Consider the following 17,418-nt stretch of genomic DNA (forward strand, 5'->3'; position numbering starts at 1 on the left):
TCGCCCCCTCAAGGAACCATCAGAAGGCAAAGCAGGAGCAGCCCAGTGCCCCCCAGAAGCCCTGGAAGTCGCTCACCGGCACGCTCGACTGCCGTGCCCGCTCGTGGCTGTGGGCGTGCACCGTGCAGGCGCCGACGCACTGGTGCACCTGGGCGGCGAGCGGCGCGGCGGGCTTCCAGTGGCCGGGGACCTTGGCCACCGGCGACCACTCCGGCAGCACCGGCAGCTGCGGCGGACCGAGCTTGTCGAACTCGCCGGCGGCGTAGACCACCTTGCCGTCGACCACGGTCAGCACCGACTCGATCCACTTGATGGCCTCGTCCTCGACGCTGAAGAAGTCCGCCGACAAGGCGGCGAGGTCGGCCAGTTGGCCCACCTTGATCTGCCCCTTCTTGCCCTGCTCGCTGGAGAACCAGGCGCTGCCGTGGGTGAAGAGTTGCAGCGCGGTGTCGCGCGACAGGCCCTGGGGATAAAGCTCCAGGCCGCCGACGGTGCGGCCGCTGACCAGCCAGTACAGCGAGGTCCAGGGGTTGTAGCTGGAGACGCGGGTGGCGTCGGTGCCGGCGCCCACCGGCACGCCTTCGGCCAACATGCGCTGGATCGGCGGAGTCTGCTCGGCCGCCTTGGCGCCGTAGCGGTCGACGAAGTACTCGCCCTGGAAGGCCATGCGGTCCTGGATGGCGATGCCGCCGCCCAAGGCACGCACTCGCTCGATGTTCTTCGGCGAGATGGTTTCGGCGTGGTCGAAGAACCACGGCAGGCCGTTGAACGGAATGTCGCGGTTGACCTTCTCAAACACATCCAGCATGCGCGAGATGGATTCGTCGTAGGTGGCGTGCAGGCGGAACGGCCAGCGCTGCTCCACCAGGTGGCGCACCACCGGCTCCAGCTCCTGCTCCATGGTCTGCGGCAGGTCCGGGCGCGGTTCGAGGAAGTCCTCGAAGTCGGCCGCGGAGAACACCAGCATCTCGCCGGCGCCGTTGTGGCGCAGGAAGTCATTGCCCTGGCCGGGCTTGACCACCTTGCTCCAGTTCTGGAAGTCGGTGAGCTCTTCCTTGGGTTTCTGGGTGAACAGGTTGTAGGCGATGCGCACGCTGAGCTGGCCCTGCCTGGCCAGTTCCTCGATCACCTGGTAGTCGTCCGGGTAGTTCTGGTAGCCGCCGCCGGCGTCGATGGCGCTGGTCAGGCCGAGGCGGTTGAGCTCGCGCATGAACTGGCGGGTGGAGTTGACCTGGTACTCCAGCGGCAACTTCGGCCCCTTGGCCAGGGTGGCGTAGAGGATGGTGGCGTTGGGCCGGGCGATCAGCATGCCGGTGGGGTTGCCGCTGCCGTCGCGCTGGATTTCGCCACCCGGCGGGTTGGGCGTGTCCTTGGTGTAGCCGACCGCCTTCAGCGCGGCGCGGTTGAGCAGCGCGCGGTCGTAGAGGTGGAGGAGGAACACCGGGGTGTCCGGCGCTGCGCGGTTGATTTCCTCCAGGGTCGGCATGCGTTTTTCGGCGAACTGGAACTCGTTCCAGCCACCGACCACGCGTACCCACTGCGGAGAGGGGGTTCGGTCGGCCTGGTCCTTGAGCATGCGCAGCGCGTCGGCCACCGAGGGCACGCCTTCCCAGCGCAGTTCCAGGTTGTAGTTGAGGCCGCCGCGGATCAGGTGCAGGTGCGAGTCGTTGAGGCCGGGGATCACCGTGCGCTGCTTGAGGTCGATGACCTGGGTGGCGTCGCCGCGATGGGCCATGGCCTCGGCATCGCTGCCGACGGCGAGAAAGCGCCCGTCCTTGATGGCCACGGCGCTGGCGGTGGGCTTTTCGCGGTCGACCGTGTGCAGGCGGCCATTGAACAGGATCAGGTCGGCGGACATGGAACCCCCTGAAGTAGCGGCATGGGCGACGCCTGCGGCGCCGGTGAAGGGTAGTGCGGACCAGAGTGCGCCAGCGGCACCCAGCACGGAGCTGGCGGCGAGGAACTGGCGGCGGCTATTGCTGGATGGGTCTTGGCTCATGAACGGTTCCTCGGTCGTCGCGCTCGCCGGGGCTGGCGGCGAAAATCGGACCCCGAGGATGCCGTGTCCTCTCATGCAACGATTGCACGAATGTGCTGTTCTTCAGCTGGAACGCCCGTCCTAGAAGGCTGCGCTCCCAACCCGCTAGTGCAGCGGACGCGACATGTGTTCGACGATGTGCGTGCGCAACCAGCGCTCCGCCGGGTCGTTGTCATGCGCCCCGCTCCAGACCATGGAGAGCTCGGCCGGAGCAATGGAAAACGGTGGATCCTCGGCGCGCAGGCTGGTGCCCGCGACCAATGCACAGGCGGCATAGTCGGGCACAGTGGCGATCAGCTCGGTGCGCGGCAGCAACGAACGCAGGCCGCTGAACTGCGGCACCGCCAGCACGACGTTACGGCTGCGTTCCACCCGTTGCAGGTCGAGGTCGATGTTGCCGCACAGGTCCCCGGAGAAGGACACCATGGCGTGCGGCCGCTCGCAGTAGTCGTCCAGGGTCAGCGGCTCCGGCCGGTCGTCACCACGCAGCACCTTGCAGGGGATGTCGCGCAGTTTTCGGCGCTTGGCATTGGCCGGCAGTTCCTGGGTGTAGCTGACGCCCACGGAAATCTCTCCGGATGCCAGCAGCGACGGCAGCAGCAGGTAGTTCACCCGCCGCACCACCACCTTTATGCCGGGAGCCTCCTCGCGCAGACGCCGCAGCAGCTCCGGGAACAGGCCGAATTCGGCATCGTCGGAAAGGCCGATGCGGAATATCTCGCGACTGCTGGCAGGGTCGAAATCCTTGGCACGGCTCACCGCGCCGGAAATGGCGTCCAGCGCCGGACGCAACTCCTCGAGGATGGCCTGTGCCCTCGGCGTGGCTTCCATGCCACGGCCCTGGCGGATCAGCAGCGGGTCGTCGAACAGGTCGCGCAAACGTGCAAGCGACGCACTCACCGCCGACTGGCCGAGGAAAAGCTTCTCGGCTACCCGCGTCACATTCTTCTCGAACATCAGGGCCTCGAAAACGACCAGGAGGTTGAGGTCGACGCGACGCAGTTGGCTTCGGTTCATGGGGTATTCCTGGTGGCGGAGTCGTTGGGGTCGAGCCGCGCTCCGAGGCGCCAGGTCAGGGGCGTGACCCCGACGCTGCGCGAGAAACTGCGGCAGAAATGCGCCTGATCGCAGAAGCCGCATTCCAGGCCGATCTGGATCAGGCTCAGCTCGGAGCGGCGAATCAGCTCCTTGGCGCGGGCGATACGTTGGCGCTGAATCCATTCCCGGGGCGACAGTCCGGTGCTGCATTTGAATGCCCTGGAAAAATGGCTTCGGGACAGAGAACAGGCATCGGCCAGGGCGGTGACTTCAAGGCTGCTGGCGAGGTTGGCGAGAATCAGCTGCTTGACCAGGCGTTCGCGGCTGGCGCTCAGCCCACCTGCGGTGGAGAACGCCACATCGTCCCCGGAGATTGCACCGGGGGCGCCCGTGGCGTGGAACTCGGATCGTGGCATTGCTTCAGTCCATCGTGGTGAGACGGTGGGTCTGGCAGGGTGAGTGAGGGCCATCACCAGCAAGCTGCTGATTGGCAATGAGGCCAGTGGTTCTTTGCAGGCGTGCGTCAGCACACCGACAGCCATGTGCCAGGCTCCCGACGAATGGCCTTTATCTTGTCAGTTGGAAGATGTACGACAACTCTGCGGCGGTGCCGAATACGGACATCGCAGTGCCCGATGCGGACACTGCGGCTCAGCTGAACTGCTGGCGGTATTGCAGGGGGGTCAGCCCGAGCCGCTCGGTGAAGCGCTGACGCATCACGCGCACGCTGCCGAAGCCACTGCGAAAGGCAATGGTCTTCAGTGGCAGGTCGCTGGTTTCCAGCAGGTTCCTGGCGTGATCGATACGGGCGTTCTGCAGGAAATCCATGGGCGTCATCTGCACCTCACGGACGAAGGTACGGGCGAAGTGACGCGGACTCATGGCCGCGATCTCGGCCATTCGCGCGACGCTGAAGGATTCGTCCAGGCGCTCCAGCACATGGCTCTGCACCCGGCTGATCGGTGTCTCGTGGGTGCTGATCGTCGCCACCAGCGGGCTGAACTGCGCCTGCCCGCCCTGACGCGTCATGACCACCAGCAGCACCTTGGCCACATCCAGGGCGACCTTGCGGCCGTGGTCCTTGGCGACCATCGACAGCGCCAGGTCGATACCGGCAGTGACGCCCCCAGAGGACACCAGGCGACCATCCTCCAGGAAAATGTGGTCGGTCTGAACCTGTGCCCTGGGGAAGGCCTTGGCCAGACGATCGGTGTAATGCCAGTGCGTTGTCACCCGATGTCCATCCAGCAACCCCGCAAAACCGAGAATGAACGCGCCCGTGCAGATGGAACCGAAGCGCCCGGCCTTTTCACAGGCCCGCGGCAGCCAGTCCACCAGCTCAGGGAAGGGTTTGAGGTAGGCGCCTGGCCCGCCGGGGACCAGCAGCAGGTCGTAGGCATCGACGGCTTCCTCCAGGCTAAGCTCCGCCTGCATCAAGGTGCCGTTGGAGGCCCGAATAGCGCTGGTCTCGGTGCCAATGGTGATGATCCGGTAATGCTTGTCGGCAGGCAGATAGCGGTTGGCGATGGAGAAGACTTCAAGCGGACCGGCGATGTCCAGGAGCAGGAAGTCCTGAAACAATACCATTGCTATATTTTTCATGGACTTAGGGATACCTGTGCAGGACTGCGAAGAGCATGCGACATGACATTCCAGGACGCAATCGACAATTCCACATCCGCCACGTGCCTGCCCCAGGAAACGAAGACCGTTTGAACATCGGCCGACAGCCGGATGGGGATTGCGCAACCAATCCCCGCCACCGCTGTCCATAATGGCGCGCTCCGTCAGCGCCTCCGGGAGGCTCCTTGTTCGCTGTATCCCTTCGCACATTCCTGCGTCAGACCATTCTTGCCCTGCCCTTCGTTTCCACCGCCGCCCTTGCCTGTCCCGCCGGGCAATCGCAGGTGTGCGTGGTGACCTGTTTCTGCGCACCGGGAAGCCAGGGGGACATTGCCCCGCTGCTGGAAGGGGTCAACCAGATGGCCGCCACCAGCCTGCAACAGTGGATCGTGGAGTCGCGCAACAACATGCCAGCGACCCTTCTGTACCCCATTCCACTGCACATCCGTGCGCAGCTGGAGCCTTACTACGACCTGCAGGTGCTGGACACGGCCCGCTACAAGGTGGGCGTCGATGCCGAGATGAACGCCGCCAACACCCTGATGCAGAACCCGGACGTGGAAGCGGTGACCCTGGTGGACGTGATCGTCTTCCGCAACGAGGACGACGCGCAGAACAACGTCGCCCTCTGGGCTCATGAACTGCACCACGTAAAGCAGTACCTGGAATGGGGCGTGGCGGACTTCGCCAAGCGCTACACACGGGACTACAACTCGGTGGAAGCCCCGGCCTACAAAATCCAGGGTGAAGTAGCGCGGGCGTTGAGGCCAGCGGTGGCCAGTAGCGGCAAGAAGCTCTGAACCCGCCAGCTGCACAAATCTTCCAGACTGGCTATCCCCAACGCCAAGCGGGCATCAGTCTCCGTCCAGATCGGATGCCTGATGCCGCTCCGGGCACTGTTCCGCCGGATCACCCCAGGTGCGGTTGACTCGCCGACCACGCTTCACCGCAGGCCGCTGGGCGATCTCCTCGGCCCAGCGCAGCACATGGACGTACTCATGGGCGGAGAGGAATTCCGCCGCGGAGTACAGATGCCCCCGCACCAGTTGGCCGTACCAGGGCCAGACGGCCATGTCGGCGATGGTGTAGGTGTCGCCGGCGAGATAGCGGTGATCGGCGAGACGGCGATCCAGAACATCCAGTTGGCGCTTCGTCTCCATGGTGAATCGGTTGATCGCGTACTCGAACTTCTCCGGCGCGTAGGCGTAGAAGTGCCCGAAACCTCCCCCCAGGTAGGGCGCCGACCCCATTTGCCAGAACAGCCAGTTCAACGTTTCGGTGCGCGTTGCCAGATCGGACGGCAGGAAGCGGCCGAACTTCTCCGCGAGATACAGCAGGATCGAGCCCGACTCGAAGATGCGGATGGGCTTTTCCTGGCTGTAATCCACCAGCACGGGAATCTTCGAGTTCGGGTTTATCTCGACGAATCCACTGGAGAACTGATCGCCCTCTGTAATGCGGATGAGCCAGGCGTCGTACTCGGCGCTGGCATGCCCCAGGGCCAGCAGCTCTTCCAGCAGAATGGTCACCTTCACCCCGTTGGGCGTCGCCAGCGAATAGAGCTGTAACGGATGCTTGCCCACCGGCAACTCGCGCTCATGGGTCGGCCCCGCGACCGGGCGGTTGATGTTGGCGAACTCGCCCCCGGACGGTTCGAGGTGCCGCCATACTTCCGGCGGAACATAGCGTGCATCGGACATTTGAACCCCCTCATGCAGGACAAAAGACAGTGGTCTTGAATGGAACCCGAAGCATTGTAGGGCGGCAGGAGCCTTGCGGGAGTGACCAGAGGGCTGCAACGCAGCCACGCCCACTCGACATCCGCAACCAGGCCCGACAGATGCCACCGATGGACTCGCCCCACTTGGCTCCAGCCCCTGCCCCGCGCGGCGAATCGCACCGCTCCTCCGTAGCCCTACGGATGGCCGCCATCGGCACAGGCCAGGCATGATGCACACCGTGAAACCCCTGACCAATACCCGCACATTCCTGCTCTGGCTGGTGCTGTTCTGCCCCGTCGCCGCCTGGATCGGCTGGCAGGACCATGCCGACCGACGTGAGCGCTTTCTCCAGGACACCAGCATCGCCCAGCGCATGCTCAGCCAGAAGACGGTGCAGCACGAGGCTGTGCTGGCCACCCTGGCCGCGTTGTCGCATCCGCCTGATCCCGAACGCCTGCTCCCCAGCCTGCAACCCTCCATGCCACAACTGCTGGGCCTGGGTTTCCTGCGCGACGGAACCTGGACGGGCAGCCTCGCCGCCCCGCCGAACTTCGCTGCGACGATCGAGCAGGCACGCCAACTAAAGCGTCCCGTCACGCAGCCGCTGGACGAGGCACGCTACTGGCTGGTGGCACCGTCGAGCTGGAGCCTGTTGCTGGATGCGCGGCAACTCATACCGACCGCCGATTTCCCCCCCTCGCTGGCCACGCTGACGCTGGATGTGGGCGCCGGGCCGCTGACCCTGCTGGCACGCCAATCCAGCGCCAGCTCGCTGGGCTGGTTGATCGACCTGCACAAACCCTTGGGCGCGGTCAGCCAACCCTTTCCCCTGCACAGTTGGAAACGGCTGACGCCCAGCGATTGGCCCTGGATGGAATGGCTGGTCTGGGCGGTCGCCAGTTGCCTGCTGGCCGCCGGTACGAGCGTCTGGCAGCGTACGCGCGCCGACGCCAGGCGGCAGCAGGAAGAAGCCCGTCTGGCCGCAATGACACGGCTGAGCACCCTGGGCGAGATGGCGGCTGGCATCGCCCACGAGCTGAACCAGCCGCTGACCGCCATCCTCGCCCAGGTGCGTGCCGCCGAACGCCTGCTGGATGACGAAGAGGAACGCCCGGCAGTGCGCCAGGCCCTGCTCGCCAGCGCCGGCCAGGCACGCCGCGCGGCCGACATCATCCAGCGCATGCGCGAGCTGGTGCAGCCCAGCTCACCCTCGCCCCGCACGGCGGTCGATCCCGATGCGCTGGCGGCTTCGCTGCTGTTCCTGCGCGAACAGGAACTGGCGCGCCGTGGCATCCGCCTGACCTGGCGCAACGCCTCTCCGGGCGAGCGGCCGCTGGGCGACCGGGTGGCCCTCGAGCAGATCCTGCACAACCTGGTGCAGAACGCCGCCGACGCGACGAGTACCCGCAACATCGGCCTTTCTGGCGGTGTCGAGGACAGCGGCTATGTATTCAGCGTCAGCGACGACGGTCCGGGCATTCCCGCCGATGCGCTGCCGCGCCTGTTCGAGCCCTTCTACACCACGCGACCGCACGGTATGGGGCTGGGCCTGACACTCTGCGAAACCCTGGCCGGCGCAATGGACGGCCGCATCAGCGTTCGCAACCTCGAACCCCGAGGCGCCTGCTTCACCCTGCGCCTGCCCCTCGCCGGAGCCGATGCATGAGCCTCCCCGCACACTCTCCGCTCGTTTACCTGGTGGACGATGACGACGCCGTGCGCGACGCCCTGGCGCTGTTGCTGCGCAGCGTTGGACTACGCAGTGAGGGATTCAGCGATCCCCAGGTTTTTCTCGACTCGCTGGCGCCGCAGGCCATCGGTTGCGTGGTGCTGGACATTCGCATGCCGGGCATCGGCGGGCTGGACGTGCTGGCCCGCCTGGCGGAAGTCTCCGACCTGCCGGTGGTGATGCTCACCGGCCACGCCAACGTCGACCTCTGCCGCCGGGCCTTCAAGGGCGGCGCCATGGAGTTCCTGCAGAAGCCGGCGGACGACGATGTCTTCCTCGACGCAGTTCAGACCGCCGTGCGCACCCACATCGCCAGCCGCGAGCGTCAGGCGGTGACCCAGGCCGCCGTCGAGCGGCTGGGGCGCCTCTCGGGGCGCGAGCGCGATGTGCTGGAACGCATCGTCCAGGGCATGAGCAACAAAGAGATCGCACGCGAGTTCGAGTTGTCGCCGCGCACCGTGGAAACCTATCGGGCCAACGTCTTCGCCAAGCTCGAAACCGACTCGCTGGCGCAGCTCATCCGCCAATACGCCAGCCTGCTCGACTCGCCACCTCCGTAGCACTACGGAGGCCGTCCCGTAGTCGGGCGAATACCGCGCCGCCCCCCCTCCAGACACACTGGCTGCACCTCAAGTCCACCACGAAAGGACACAGCCATGCCCCGTACTTCCCTCGCTGCCCTGCTCTGCTCCCTGACCCTCGCGGGCACCGCCCAGGCCGCCGTGCTGAAGGAAAGCAACATCTCCAGCGAAGACGCCCAGAAGCTGGCAGTCGCAACCGTCGCCGCCTGCCAGGCCAAGGGCTACAACGTCAGCGCTTCGGTAGTGGACCGCGCCGGCCTACTGAAAGCCTTCGCCCGCGCCGACAACGCCGGCCCACACACCGTAGAAGCCAGCCGCGCCAAGGCCTTCACTGCCGCCTCCGCCAAGAACCCGACCCTGAACATCATGGAGAACGCCCAGAAGAACCCGGCCGCCGCCAACCTGGCCGACATTCCCGGCTTCCTGCTGCTGGGTGGTGGCGTTCCGGTCAAGGCCGGCGATGCCGTCATCGGCGCCATCGGCGTAGCCGGCGCCCCGGGTGGCCACCTGGACGCCCAGTGCGCCGACGAAGTCCTGGCGGCCAACGCGGCGCTGTTCAAGTAAGCGATTCGCCCAGTTACCTGGCGGCCTACTCGAAGGTCACCAGGCGGCTCCTTAGCGGCGGGGAATGGGTCCTCATGATTCGGGCCAACGGCGATGGATGCTCTCATCCATCGCACGATCTCTCAGTCCTCTCTACCGACCTGCGACGAGGCTGGCGGGCATAGCTTGGGCGATGGTCAGTCCCTGCCCTGCGTCTCGGGCCTGGGGCAGGCGGCCCCGTGCGTGCTTCTCCTTTCCCTCACCCCGCCGCAGAAACCGCCGCGCTGCGTGCCTTGCGGGTCATCAGCGTGAACCCGCTGATGGCCGCCACGGCGAATACGGCTTGCACGCCGACCATCGGCCAGGAGCTGCCATCTTGCAGCGCCCCCAGCAGAACGCCGCTCAAGGTCGCGCCGAGCATCTGGGCGAAGCCCATCAGGCCGGCGGCAAGGCCAGCGCGGTGGGCGTTGGGCATGACCACACCGGCCACCGAAGCCGGAATCAGCATGCCGCCGCCCAGGGTCACCAACACCTGCGGCAATGAGAGGCCGAGTACCGACAGGCCAAGCGTGGCGTGCACCAGCAGGGTGGTCAGTGCACCCGTGGCCACCAGGCTCACACCAATACCAACGATACGTTGCGGACCCAGTTGCATGATCTTGCGTTGGGTGAACAACGCGCCGGCGATCAGTCCGGAAATGGTGGCGCCGAAGGCCAGACCGTACTCCGCCGCGCTCAGTCCCAGCAGGCCGATATAGACAGCCGATGAACCGGCCACCACCGCGAACATCGCCCCATAGGTACCTGCCAGGGTAAAGGCCAAGGCGCGGCTGGAACGCTGCTTGAGCAGGTCGAAGTAATCGCGCGCCAGGGTCGCCGGATGACCGGCCTTGGGATCGAGACTGGGGTTGGATTCCCGGTAGAAGGCCAGCACCGCCAGCAGCGCCAGGCTGCCGATGGCCAGGGAAGCAAGGATGGGCGCATGCCAGCCGCCCCACTGGGTGAGCAGGCCGCCCACCATGGGCGCCAGGGCGATGGCGCTGAGCATGCCGATCACGGTCAGGGCCAGGGCCGGGGCCGCCTGGGTCTTCCAGACATCACGCACGATGGCACGCGCCAGCACCAGTGCCGCGCAGGCACCAAGGCCCTGGACCACACGGCCGAGAATGAAGTCGGACATGCTATCGGCCAGGAACATCCACGCAGTTGCGGCCAGATAAAGGCTGAGACCGCCGATCAGCACCGGTCGGCGGCCAACCCGGTCGGACAGCGGTCCGAGCAGCAATTGCCCGAGCCCGAACGCTGCGACGAAAGCGGACAGCGCCGCGAGACTGGTGCCATGAGCCGCACCCAGCCCCTGTTCGAGGGCACCGAGGGCGGGAATGATCAGTTGAGTGGAGATTTCCCCCATGGCGGTCAGCACCATGAGGATGGCCAGCAGCAGGCGCGACGGATTCATGACAGTTCTCCCACTACTTCGGCTTCCAGCGCCAGGGCCATCAGTTGCCACTCCAGGGCATGCCAGTCGTCGTTGCTGACGGCGGGCGGCGCAACGCAGGCCAGGCCGTTATCTGCCACTTGTTGTTCATTGCACATCGCATGCACCTCCGTTGGTCGCTTCGCCCTTGGGCTGACGAATTAGATGACGAGTGACATATATACACGAAATTAGATTATGCCTATCATATTTTCGACCTGCGGTGCTCCGCCCCGATGCCGCCCACTCCGAGGATCGCTCCATGAATCGCCCGCACCTTGCCCTACTCGCCCTGATCCCCGCCGCCCTGCTGGCGCTCTCCGGTTGCAACAGCCAGGCCGACACCACGGTCAGCGCGCCCCAGCCACGGGCGGTATTGGCGGCGGACGTACAAGCGGCGGCCCAGCAGAATGCCCTCTACACCGGCGTGGTAGCCGCCCGCACGGCCAGCGACCTGGGCTTTCGCGTCGGCGGCAAGGTGATTGCCCGCAAGGTGGACCCGGGCACCCGCGTGAAGCGTGGCGATGTACTGCTGGTGCTGGACAACACCGATTTCGAACTGGCCCTGCGCACCGCACGCAACCGCGTCACCGCGGCTGAAGCCGAACTGCGCCAGGCCCGCGACGACGAAGCCCGCTATCGCCGCCTGGCCGGCACCGGCGCGGTCTCCCGCCAACTGTACGACCAGGCCGCCACGCGCCTGCGGGTCGCCCAGGCCGAACAGGCCGCCGCCACTTCCGAAGCGGCCCAGGTGGAGAACCGTCGCACTTATTCGACCTTGCAGGCCGATGGCGACGGCGTGATCACCGATGTACGGGTGGACCGCGGACAGGTCGTCGCCGAAGGCCAGATCGTCGCCAGCCTCGCCCATGACGGTGCGCGCGAAGCGGTGATCGACATCCCGGAAACCCAGCGTTCCTTCGCCAACCACGCTGCCCGCGCCTACCCATATGGAGCGTCAGGCGATGCGGTGCCAGCCACCCTGCGCGAACTCTCCGCGGCGGCGGATACCACCACTCGCACCTTCCGCGCCCGCTACACCCTGGGTGGCGACTCCACGGCCCTGGCCATCGGTTCCACCATCACCCTGCAACTGGAAGGCGCCGCCCAACAGCAACTGGTACGCGTGCCGCTTGGCGCCCTGCACGACAAAGGCCAGGGCACCGGCGTCTGGGTCATCAAGGCGGACGGCAAGGTCGAGCTGCGTTCGGTTCGCGTGGTGCGCCTGGAGCAGGAAGAAGCGGTGCTGGAAGGTGGCGTGCAGCCGGGTGAACGCATCGTCGCCCTCGGCGCCCACCTGCTGAACGCCGGTGACAGCGTGCGCGAACTGCCGGCGCCGTCGCTGGCCCTGGAGAACTGAGATGAGCCGCTTCAATCTTTCCGCATTCGCGGTACGCAACCGGGCGGTGACGCTGTTCCTGATCATCGCCACGCTGGTCGCCGGCGCCATCGCTTTCAGCAAGCTGGGCCGCGCCGAAGATCCCTCCTTCACGGTCAAGACCATGACCATTACCGCCGCCTGGCCGGGCGCCACTGCGCGGGAAATGCAGGAGCAGGTGGCAGACCGCCTGGAAAAGCGCCTGCAGGAGCTGGACTTCTACGACAGGGTAGAAACCATCGCCCAGCCCGGCTTCGTCTCGATGAAGCTGCAGTACCAGGACTCCACCCGGCCGGGGGACATCCAACAGCTGTTCTACCAGACCCGCAAGAAGCTCTCCGATGAAGCCAAGCGCCTTCCACAAGGCGTGGTCGGCCCCTTCTTCAACGACGAGTACTCGGACGTCTACTTCGCCCTCTATGCACTGGAGGCCGAACAACTGCCCCACCGTCAGCTGGTGCAGATGGCCGAGGACCTGCGCCAGGGTCTGCTCAACCTGCCTGGCGTCAAGAAGGTCAACATCCTCGGTGAACAGGCCCAGCGCATCTTCGTCGAGTTTTCCTACCAACGTCTGGCCACCCTCGGCCTGAAACCCGAACAGATCTTTGAAGCCCTGGGCAAGCAGAACGGCGTGGCCCCGGCAGGTTTCGTCGAAACCAGCGGGCCGCGCGCCTACATCCGCCTGGATGGCGCCTTCGACAGCCTGAAACTGATCGAGAACGTACCGATCAACGCCAACGGCAAGCTGCTGCGCATCGCCGATGTCGCCACGGTCAAGCGCGGCTACGAGGACCCGCCGAGCTATCGCATTCGTCACCAGGGCGAACCGGCACTGATGCTCGGTGTGATCATGGACCCGCACTTCAACGGCCTTGAACTGGACAAGTCCCTGCAGGCCGAGGAAGACCGCATCCACGCCGGGCTGCCGCTGGGCGTCACGTTCGACAAGGTTTCCGACCAGGCCGAGAAAATCCGCATCGCGGTGAACGAGTTCATGCTCAAGTTCTTCGTCGCCCTGGGCGTAGTGATGCTGATCAGCCTGCTGGCCCTGGGCTTCCGCGTCGGTCTCGTGGTGGCTGCTGCCGTACCGCTGACCCTGTCCATCGTCTTCGTGATCATGCTGATGACCGGGCGCGAGTTCGACCGGATCACCCTCGGCGCGCTGATCCTCTCCCTGGGCCTGCTGGTGGACGACGCCATCATCGCCATCGAGATGATGGTGGTGAAGCTGGAGGAAGGCCTCGACCGCGTGCAGGCCGCCACCTTCGCATGGACCTCCACCGCCGCCCCCATGCTCACCGGAACCCTGGTAACCGTCATCGGCTTCCTGCCGGTGGGCTTCGCCAAGTCCGGCGCGGGCGAGTACGCCGGAAACATCTTCTGGATCGTCGGCTTCGCCCTGCTCGCTTCCTGGCTGGTGGCAGTGTTCTTCACGCCCTACCTGGGGGTGAAGCTGCTGCCGAAGATCAAACCCATACCCGGTGGCCATGAAGCGCTCTATGCCACCCGTCTCTACCAGCGCCTGCGCGCCCTGATCACCTGGTGCGTGAACCACCGCAAGCTGGTCACCGTGCTGGTGGTGCTGGCCTTCGTCGCCAGCGGCCTCGGAATGGGCATCGTGAAGAAGCAATTCTTCCCCAATTCCGACCGCTCCGAGCTACTGGTGGAGGTCTACATGCCACCGGGCAGTGCCTTCAAGGCGACCGAAGCCGTAGTCGCCCAGGTGGAGAAAGCCCTGCTGGAGGAGCCACAGACCAAACTGGTCGACGCCTACGTGGGTGGTGGTGCGCCACGTTTCTTCCTGTCCCTTAACCCCGAGCTGCCGGACCCGGCGTTTGCCAAGATCATCGTGCAGACCGCCGATTCCAAGGCCCGCGACGCCCTCAGGGAACGCATGCAGACGCGCATCGCCGCTGGCGAATTCCCCTCCGCACGGGTACGTGTCACCCAGCTGGTGTTCGGCCCGCCAGTGCCGTTCCCGGTCGTGTTCCGCGTTTCCGGTCCGAACCTCGACCAACTGCGGCAGATCAGCGAAGAGGTTCGCGCCGTGGTGGCCGCCAATCCCAAGACCCGCGACACCTTCGTCGACTGGGGCGAGCGCAGCAGCTCCTATCGCCTGGTACTGGACCAGGACCGCCTGCGCCTGCTCGGCTTCACACCCGTTGATGTGAAGAGCCAGCTCAACGCCCTGCTTACCGGCAACCCGGTGACCGAAGTCCGCGAAGGCACCCGCACCGTGGCCGTAACGGTCCGTGCGCAAAACACCCAGCGGGAAAACCTCGGCGGTATCGAGGGCCTGACCATTACCAACGCTGCCGGCGTCTCGGTGCCGCTGGAACAGGTGGGCCGCTTCCAGCCGGTGATGGAAGACCCCATCCTCAAGCGCCGCGACCGCGAGCTCACCTTCGAAGTGCGCGCCGACATCATCAAGGGCACCCAGCCGCCGGATGTGGAAAAGGCCGTGTTCGCCGACCTGCAACCACTGATCGCCAAGCTGCCGGCAGGCTACAAGGTGACCATCGGCGGCCCGGTGGAAGAAAGCGCCAAGGCCAACAAGGCGCTGGCCGTGCTGTTCCCGGTAATGATCTTGCTGACCCTGGTGGTGATCATGTTCCAGGTGCGGTCCTTCGGCCGGATGTTCATGGTCTTCGCCACCGCGCCCTTGGGCTTGATCGGCGCCATGCCGGCACTGCTGCTGTTCAACCAGCCGTTCGGCTTCAATGCCATCCTGGCGCTGATCGGCATCGGCGGAATCCTGATGCGCAACACGCTGATCTTCACCGACCAGATAGAACAGGAGCAGGCCCACGGCCGACCGCTGCGCGAGGCCATCATCGAAGCCACCGTCCGCCGCGCCCGCCCAGTGCTGCTCACCGCCCTGGCTGCCGCGCTGGCCTTCATCCCGCTGACCTTCTCGGTGTTCTGGTCATCCCTGGCCTATGTGCTGATCGGTGGCGTACTGGTGGGCACAGTGCTCACCCTGCTGTTCCTGCCGGCGCTGTGCGCACTGGTATTGCGGAAGGAAAAACCGACAACCACCGCTGCGGCCCTGGCATGAGGCGGTAAACCTCCTGTAGGGGCGAATTCATTCGCCAAGGGCAACGCAGTTGCCCCCTGACACTCCCCAGGGCAGACCTCCGGTCTGCTTGGCAAATGAGTTCACCCCCACAATTGCGAGAGGCTACTCCGCACAGCAGCTATGCACCTTGACGGGCTCGTCCTCGTAGCGGTCGTGGTAGGTCATCCAGTCCATGATCTCCTCCTCGTCGCGGCCCTTGGGCAGCAGGTCGAGGAAGTTGTAGGCGCCCACCAGCAGGTCGAGGCCACGGGCATAGGTGGAATAGGTGTGGAAGATTTCCCCCACCTCGTTGCGATAGAACACGCTGAGCCCCGGCATGTCCTCACCCGGGTCCTTGCTGGTGCCGTAGTTGTATCGTGCAATGCCAGCAGCGATGTCCTCGGGCCTGGCGGCCACGCCGAAGTCCCGGTTGAAACTGCCGCCATGGGACGACACCCACTTGAACTTCCAGCCCATGCGTTTGCGGAAGGCCTGGAACTCCTGCAAAGGCGCACGTGAAACGCACAGCAGGGTCACGTCGTGGTGCTTCAGGTGCTGGTTTGGCCCGTCGATATGGTCGGCGAGGAAGGAGCAGCCCGGGCAACCCTCCTCCCAGCCGGGTCCAAACATGAAGTGGTAGATGACCAGCGTGCTGCGCCCATCGAACAGGTCGGCCAGGGTTTCCCAGCCATCAGGCCCCTCGAAGGCATAGATCTCCTCGACTCGTACCCAAGGCAGCGCCCGCCGCTCGGCACTGAGTTTGTCGCGCTCTCGGGTGAAGGCTTTTTCCTTGCGCAGCAGCTCTTCGCGCGCCTGAAGCCATTCTTCTCGGGAAACTACGGGATGCTTGTCGATCTTCATGGTGCGCACTCCTGAACCAGACGTTGATAAGGGACTTGCCCTATTGGTCGTCCGACGGAAAGTGCGCTCGACAATCGCTCGAAGAGTTGGCGACGAACGGCCCCGCCTCAGAGGCTGTGGCCGCGCCGGGCTTCCAGGCGCTGCACCGTGGCGCTGGGCGTCTCGCCGAACAGCTTGCGGTACTCGCTGGAGAAGCGTCCGAGGTGATTGAAGCCCCAGGCCAGGGCAATCGCCGAGATGTTGCGCTGGGAACGGTCCTCGAGGATGTCCTGGCGCACTGCAGTGAGCCGGTGCTTTTTCAGGAACGCCATGGGCGACTGGCCGAAGTACTTCTTGAAGCCCTCGAACAGCTTGAAGCGCGAAACGCCGGCAGCCCGCTCGATGTCCTCCAGGCAGATATCCTCGCGGGCGTGGACCTGGATGAAGGAACGGGCACGCAGCAGGTAGTGAGGCAGCTTTATCTCCAGGCGTTCGCGCAGCTCTTCCGAATAGTTGTTCGGCTGCGCCAGGATCAGCCCCTTGATCAACGCGCTTTCCAGGTCACGGGTGAAGAACAGCTGCCCGTAGAGATCGCGGCTGCGCTCCAGCTCGTCGATCAGGTGCCGGGCCATGCGCCACCAGGACGCGGCCGCGCCATCCACGGCGTCCATCTCGGCCTGGAAGCACAGAGGAGTATCCACGCTGCGTTGCAGCAGGTCTTCCAGGGTCTGCAGCATCGCCGCGCGGGGAATGGCTACCTGCAACTTGTGGCAGTCGCCGGCGATGGTCAGTTCCTGATGCTCGTGGGGCGAGACAATCACCCCCCAGTCGCGATCCGAACGCAGCAGACGCCCGGACTTGGCCAGCTCCTGTTCACCGCAGAGCGGCAGGCTGAGGCTGTAGCAATTGAGGTTCATGTCCTCGCCGACGCCGATGGTGACGTCGGTGCCGTACTCCACATAGCCCAGGGTCGTGGACATCGAGGGCAGCACATTGCCGCTGTGGTGGAACTGGATGCGTTCAGGCTTCGCCACCTTCAAGTGGTGGGGGCCGCAAATGTTCGACATCCAGGAACGGGCTCCGGCCAGATCGTAGCGATCGGCGGATATGTCTCGAAAATGAAGATGGTTCTTCGTACTCATCACGCGGCACCCAACACGGCAATTGGAGATGCGCGCTCTAGCGGCGCGTCGAGTTAAAGCAGGCAAGCTCCATGCCACGCCAGCACGATCCTTCGAAGAGCAGAAAACGAGGATAGCATTGGCCAACTTTCCGGATAGAACCGTTCCTCGATCCCCCGGACGGGTCACTTCAAAGAACCAGACCGCGCGTCTGGACGCCTCATCCCAGAGCCTTGCTGCCACGCGCTGAAGCACGCGCAGCAACACTTCG

At 65.2% G+C, this 17,418-nt stretch carries 15 protein-coding genes; 6 read left to right on the top strand and 9 right to left on the bottom strand.

Annotated elements, in window-relative coordinates:
* Positions 1-19: 19 nt before the first annotated feature.
* The 4 genes from E8E75_RS06875 to E8E75_RS06890 form a co-directional block, all read right to left on the bottom strand.
* Entirely contained in the window at positions 20-1,858 is a 1,839-nt protein-coding gene (locus tag E8E75_RS06875) for an amidohydrolase (protein WP_280358365.1), read from the bottom strand.
* Positions 1,859-2,143: 285 nt separating this feature from the next.
* On the bottom strand, positions 2,144-3,055 hold the full coding sequence (locus tag E8E75_RS06880; protein ID WP_153918291.1) for a LysR substrate-binding domain-containing protein: 912 nt from the start codon (positions 3,053-3,055) through the stop codon (positions 2,144-2,146).
* Positions 3,052-3,492 (bottom strand): AraC family transcriptional regulator, encoded by a 441-nt coding sequence (locus E8E75_RS06885; protein ID WP_120655134.1) that lies wholly within the window; start codon positions 3,490-3,492, stop codon positions 3,052-3,054. The genes E8E75_RS06880 and E8E75_RS06885 overlap by 4 nt, the downstream gene beginning before the upstream one ends.
* Before the next feature lie 235 nt (positions 3,493-3,727).
* Positions 3,728-4,678 carry a GlxA family transcriptional regulator gene (locus tag E8E75_RS06890; RefSeq protein ID WP_120655133.1) on the bottom strand — a complete coding sequence of 317 codons (951 nt, stop codon included), beginning with the start codon at positions 4,676-4,678 and terminating at the stop codon, positions 3,728-3,730.
* 206 nt (positions 4,679-4,884) lie between these two features.
* Between E8E75_RS06890 and E8E75_RS06895 the strand changes: the two genes are divergently transcribed.
* Positions 4,885-5,499: a DUF4157 domain-containing protein gene (locus tag E8E75_RS06895; RefSeq protein WP_153918288.1), complete on the top strand. Its 615-nt coding sequence runs from the start codon at positions 4,885-4,887 to the stop codon at positions 5,497-5,499.
* Positions 5,500-5,553: 54 nt separating this feature from the next.
* On the opposite strand, the gene yghU is transcribed toward E8E75_RS06895, so the two are convergent.
* Entirely contained in the window at positions 5,554-6,399 is an 846-nt protein-coding gene (yghU, locus tag E8E75_RS06900) for a glutathione-dependent disulfide-bond oxidoreductase (RefSeq protein ID WP_153918286.1), read from the bottom strand.
* 250 nt (positions 6,400-6,649) lie between these two features.
* Between yghU and E8E75_RS06905 the strand changes: the two genes are divergently transcribed.
* The 3 genes from E8E75_RS06905 to E8E75_RS06915 all read left to right on the top strand — a co-directional run bounded on the left by E8E75_RS06905 (position 6,650) and on the right by E8E75_RS06915 (position 9,294).
* The gene (locus tag E8E75_RS06905; protein ID WP_153918293.1) at positions 6,650-8,086 is read left to right on the top strand and encodes an ATP-binding protein; all 1,437 of its coding nucleotides are present in this window, start codon (positions 6,650-6,652) and stop codon (positions 8,084-8,086) included.
* Positions 8,083-8,709: a response regulator gene (locus E8E75_RS06910; protein ID WP_120655130.1), complete on the top strand. Its 627-nt coding sequence runs from the start codon at positions 8,083-8,085 to the stop codon at positions 8,707-8,709. Before E8E75_RS06905 ends, E8E75_RS06910 begins: the two co-directional genes overlap by 4 nt.
* A 96-nt stretch (positions 8,710-8,805) precedes the next feature.
* Positions 8,806-9,294: a heme-binding protein gene (locus E8E75_RS06915; protein ID WP_153918285.1), complete on the top strand. Its 489-nt coding sequence runs from the start codon at positions 8,806-8,808 to the stop codon at positions 9,292-9,294.
* A 238-nt stretch (positions 9,295-9,532) separates the two neighbouring features.
* Here the strand turns inward: E8E75_RS06915 and E8E75_RS06920 are convergent, their stop codons facing one another.
* Complete coding sequence (locus tag E8E75_RS06920; RefSeq protein ID WP_153918283.1) at positions 9,533-10,732, bottom strand: MFS transporter; 1,200 nt, start codon at positions 10,730-10,732, stop codon at positions 9,533-9,535.
* Entirely contained in the window at positions 10,729-10,869 is a 141-nt protein-coding gene (locus E8E75_RS06925) for a hypothetical protein (RefSeq protein WP_162945881.1), read from the bottom strand. The genes E8E75_RS06920 and E8E75_RS06925 overlap by 4 nt, the downstream gene beginning before the upstream one ends.
* 143 nt (positions 10,870-11,012) lie before the next feature.
* Here E8E75_RS06925 and E8E75_RS06930 point away from each other — a divergent pair, with 143 nt between their 5' ends.
* Positions 11,013-12,110 (top strand): efflux RND transporter periplasmic adaptor subunit, encoded by a 1,098-nt coding sequence (locus tag E8E75_RS06930; protein WP_120655127.1) that lies wholly within the window; start codon positions 11,013-11,015, stop codon positions 12,108-12,110.
* A gap of 1 nt (position 12,111) precedes the next feature.
* Positions 12,112-15,186, top strand: coding sequence for an efflux RND transporter permease subunit (locus tag E8E75_RS06935; protein ID WP_153918281.1), 3,075 nt, complete (start codon positions 12,112-12,114; stop codon positions 15,184-15,186).
* Between the two features lie 123 nt (positions 15,187-15,309).
* Here E8E75_RS06935 and E8E75_RS06940 read toward each other — a convergent pair whose 3' ends face one another.
* On the bottom strand, positions 15,310-16,047 hold the full coding sequence (locus tag E8E75_RS06940; protein ID WP_153918279.1) for a thioredoxin family protein: 738 nt from the start codon (positions 16,045-16,047) through the stop codon (positions 15,310-15,312).
* 107 nt (positions 16,048-16,154) lie between these two features.
* Entirely contained in the window at positions 16,155-17,168 is a 1,014-nt protein-coding gene (locus E8E75_RS06945; protein ID WP_120655124.1) for an AraC family transcriptional regulator, read from the bottom strand.
* Between the last annotated feature and the right edge of the window lie 250 nt (positions 17,169-17,418).

The sequence above is a fragment of the Pseudomonas sp. BN606 genome (assembly GCF_029873115.1).
Classification (GTDB): Bacteria; Pseudomonadota; Gammaproteobacteria; order Pseudomonadales; family Pseudomonadaceae; genus Metapseudomonas.

What these genes read in the sequence shown, in the direction of transcription:
- E8E75_RS06925 (WP_162945881.1), bottom strand. Translation starts at nt 10,869, where the DNA reads ATGTGCAATGAACAACAAGTGGCAGATAACGGCCTGGCCTGCGTTGCG.
- E8E75_RS06915 (WP_153918285.1), top strand. Translation starts at nt 8,806, where the DNA reads ATGCCCCGTACTTCCCTCGCTGCCCTGCTCTGCTCCCTGACCCTCGCG.
- E8E75_RS06930 (WP_120655127.1), top strand. Translation starts at nt 11,013, where the DNA reads ATGAATCGCCCGCACCTTGCCCTACTCGCCCTGATCCCCGCCGCCCTG.
- E8E75_RS06920 (WP_153918283.1), bottom strand. Translation starts at nt 10,732, where the DNA reads ATGAATCCGTCGCGCCTGCTGCTGGCCATCCTCATGGTGCTGACCGCC.
- E8E75_RS06890 (WP_120655133.1), bottom strand. Translation starts at nt 4,678, where the DNA reads ATGAAAAATATAGCAATGGTATTGTTTCAGGACTTCCTGCTCCTGGAC.
- E8E75_RS06905 (WP_153918293.1), top strand. Translation starts at nt 6,650, where the DNA reads ATGCACACCGTGAAACCCCTGACCAATACCCGCACATTCCTGCTCTGG.
- E8E75_RS06945 (WP_120655124.1), bottom strand. Translation starts at nt 17,168, where the DNA reads ATGAGTACGAAGAACCATCTTCATTTTCGAGACATATCCGCCGATCGC.
- E8E75_RS06880 (WP_153918291.1), bottom strand. Translation starts at nt 3,055, where the DNA reads ATGAACCGAAGCCAACTGCGTCGCGTCGACCTCAACCTCCTGGTCGTT.
- E8E75_RS06910 (WP_120655130.1), top strand. Translation starts at nt 8,083, where the DNA reads ATGAGCCTCCCCGCACACTCTCCGCTCGTTTACCTGGTGGACGATGAC.
- E8E75_RS06875 (WP_280358365.1), bottom strand. Translation starts at nt 1,858, where the DNA reads ATGTCCGCCGACCTGATCCTGTTCAATGGCCGCCTGCACACGGTCGAC.
- E8E75_RS06885 (WP_120655134.1), bottom strand. Translation starts at nt 3,492, where the DNA reads ATGCCACGATCCGAGTTCCACGCCACGGGCGCCCCCGGTGCAATCTCC.
- E8E75_RS06940 (WP_153918279.1), bottom strand. Translation starts at nt 16,047, where the DNA reads ATGAAGATCGACAAGCATCCCGTAGTTTCCCGAGAAGAATGGCTTCAG.
- yghU (WP_153918286.1), bottom strand. Translation starts at nt 6,399, where the DNA reads ATGTCCGATGCACGCTATGTTCCGCCGGAAGTATGGCGGCACCTCGAA.
- E8E75_RS06935 (WP_153918281.1), top strand. Translation starts at nt 12,112, where the DNA reads ATGAGCCGCTTCAATCTTTCCGCATTCGCGGTACGCAACCGGGCGGTG.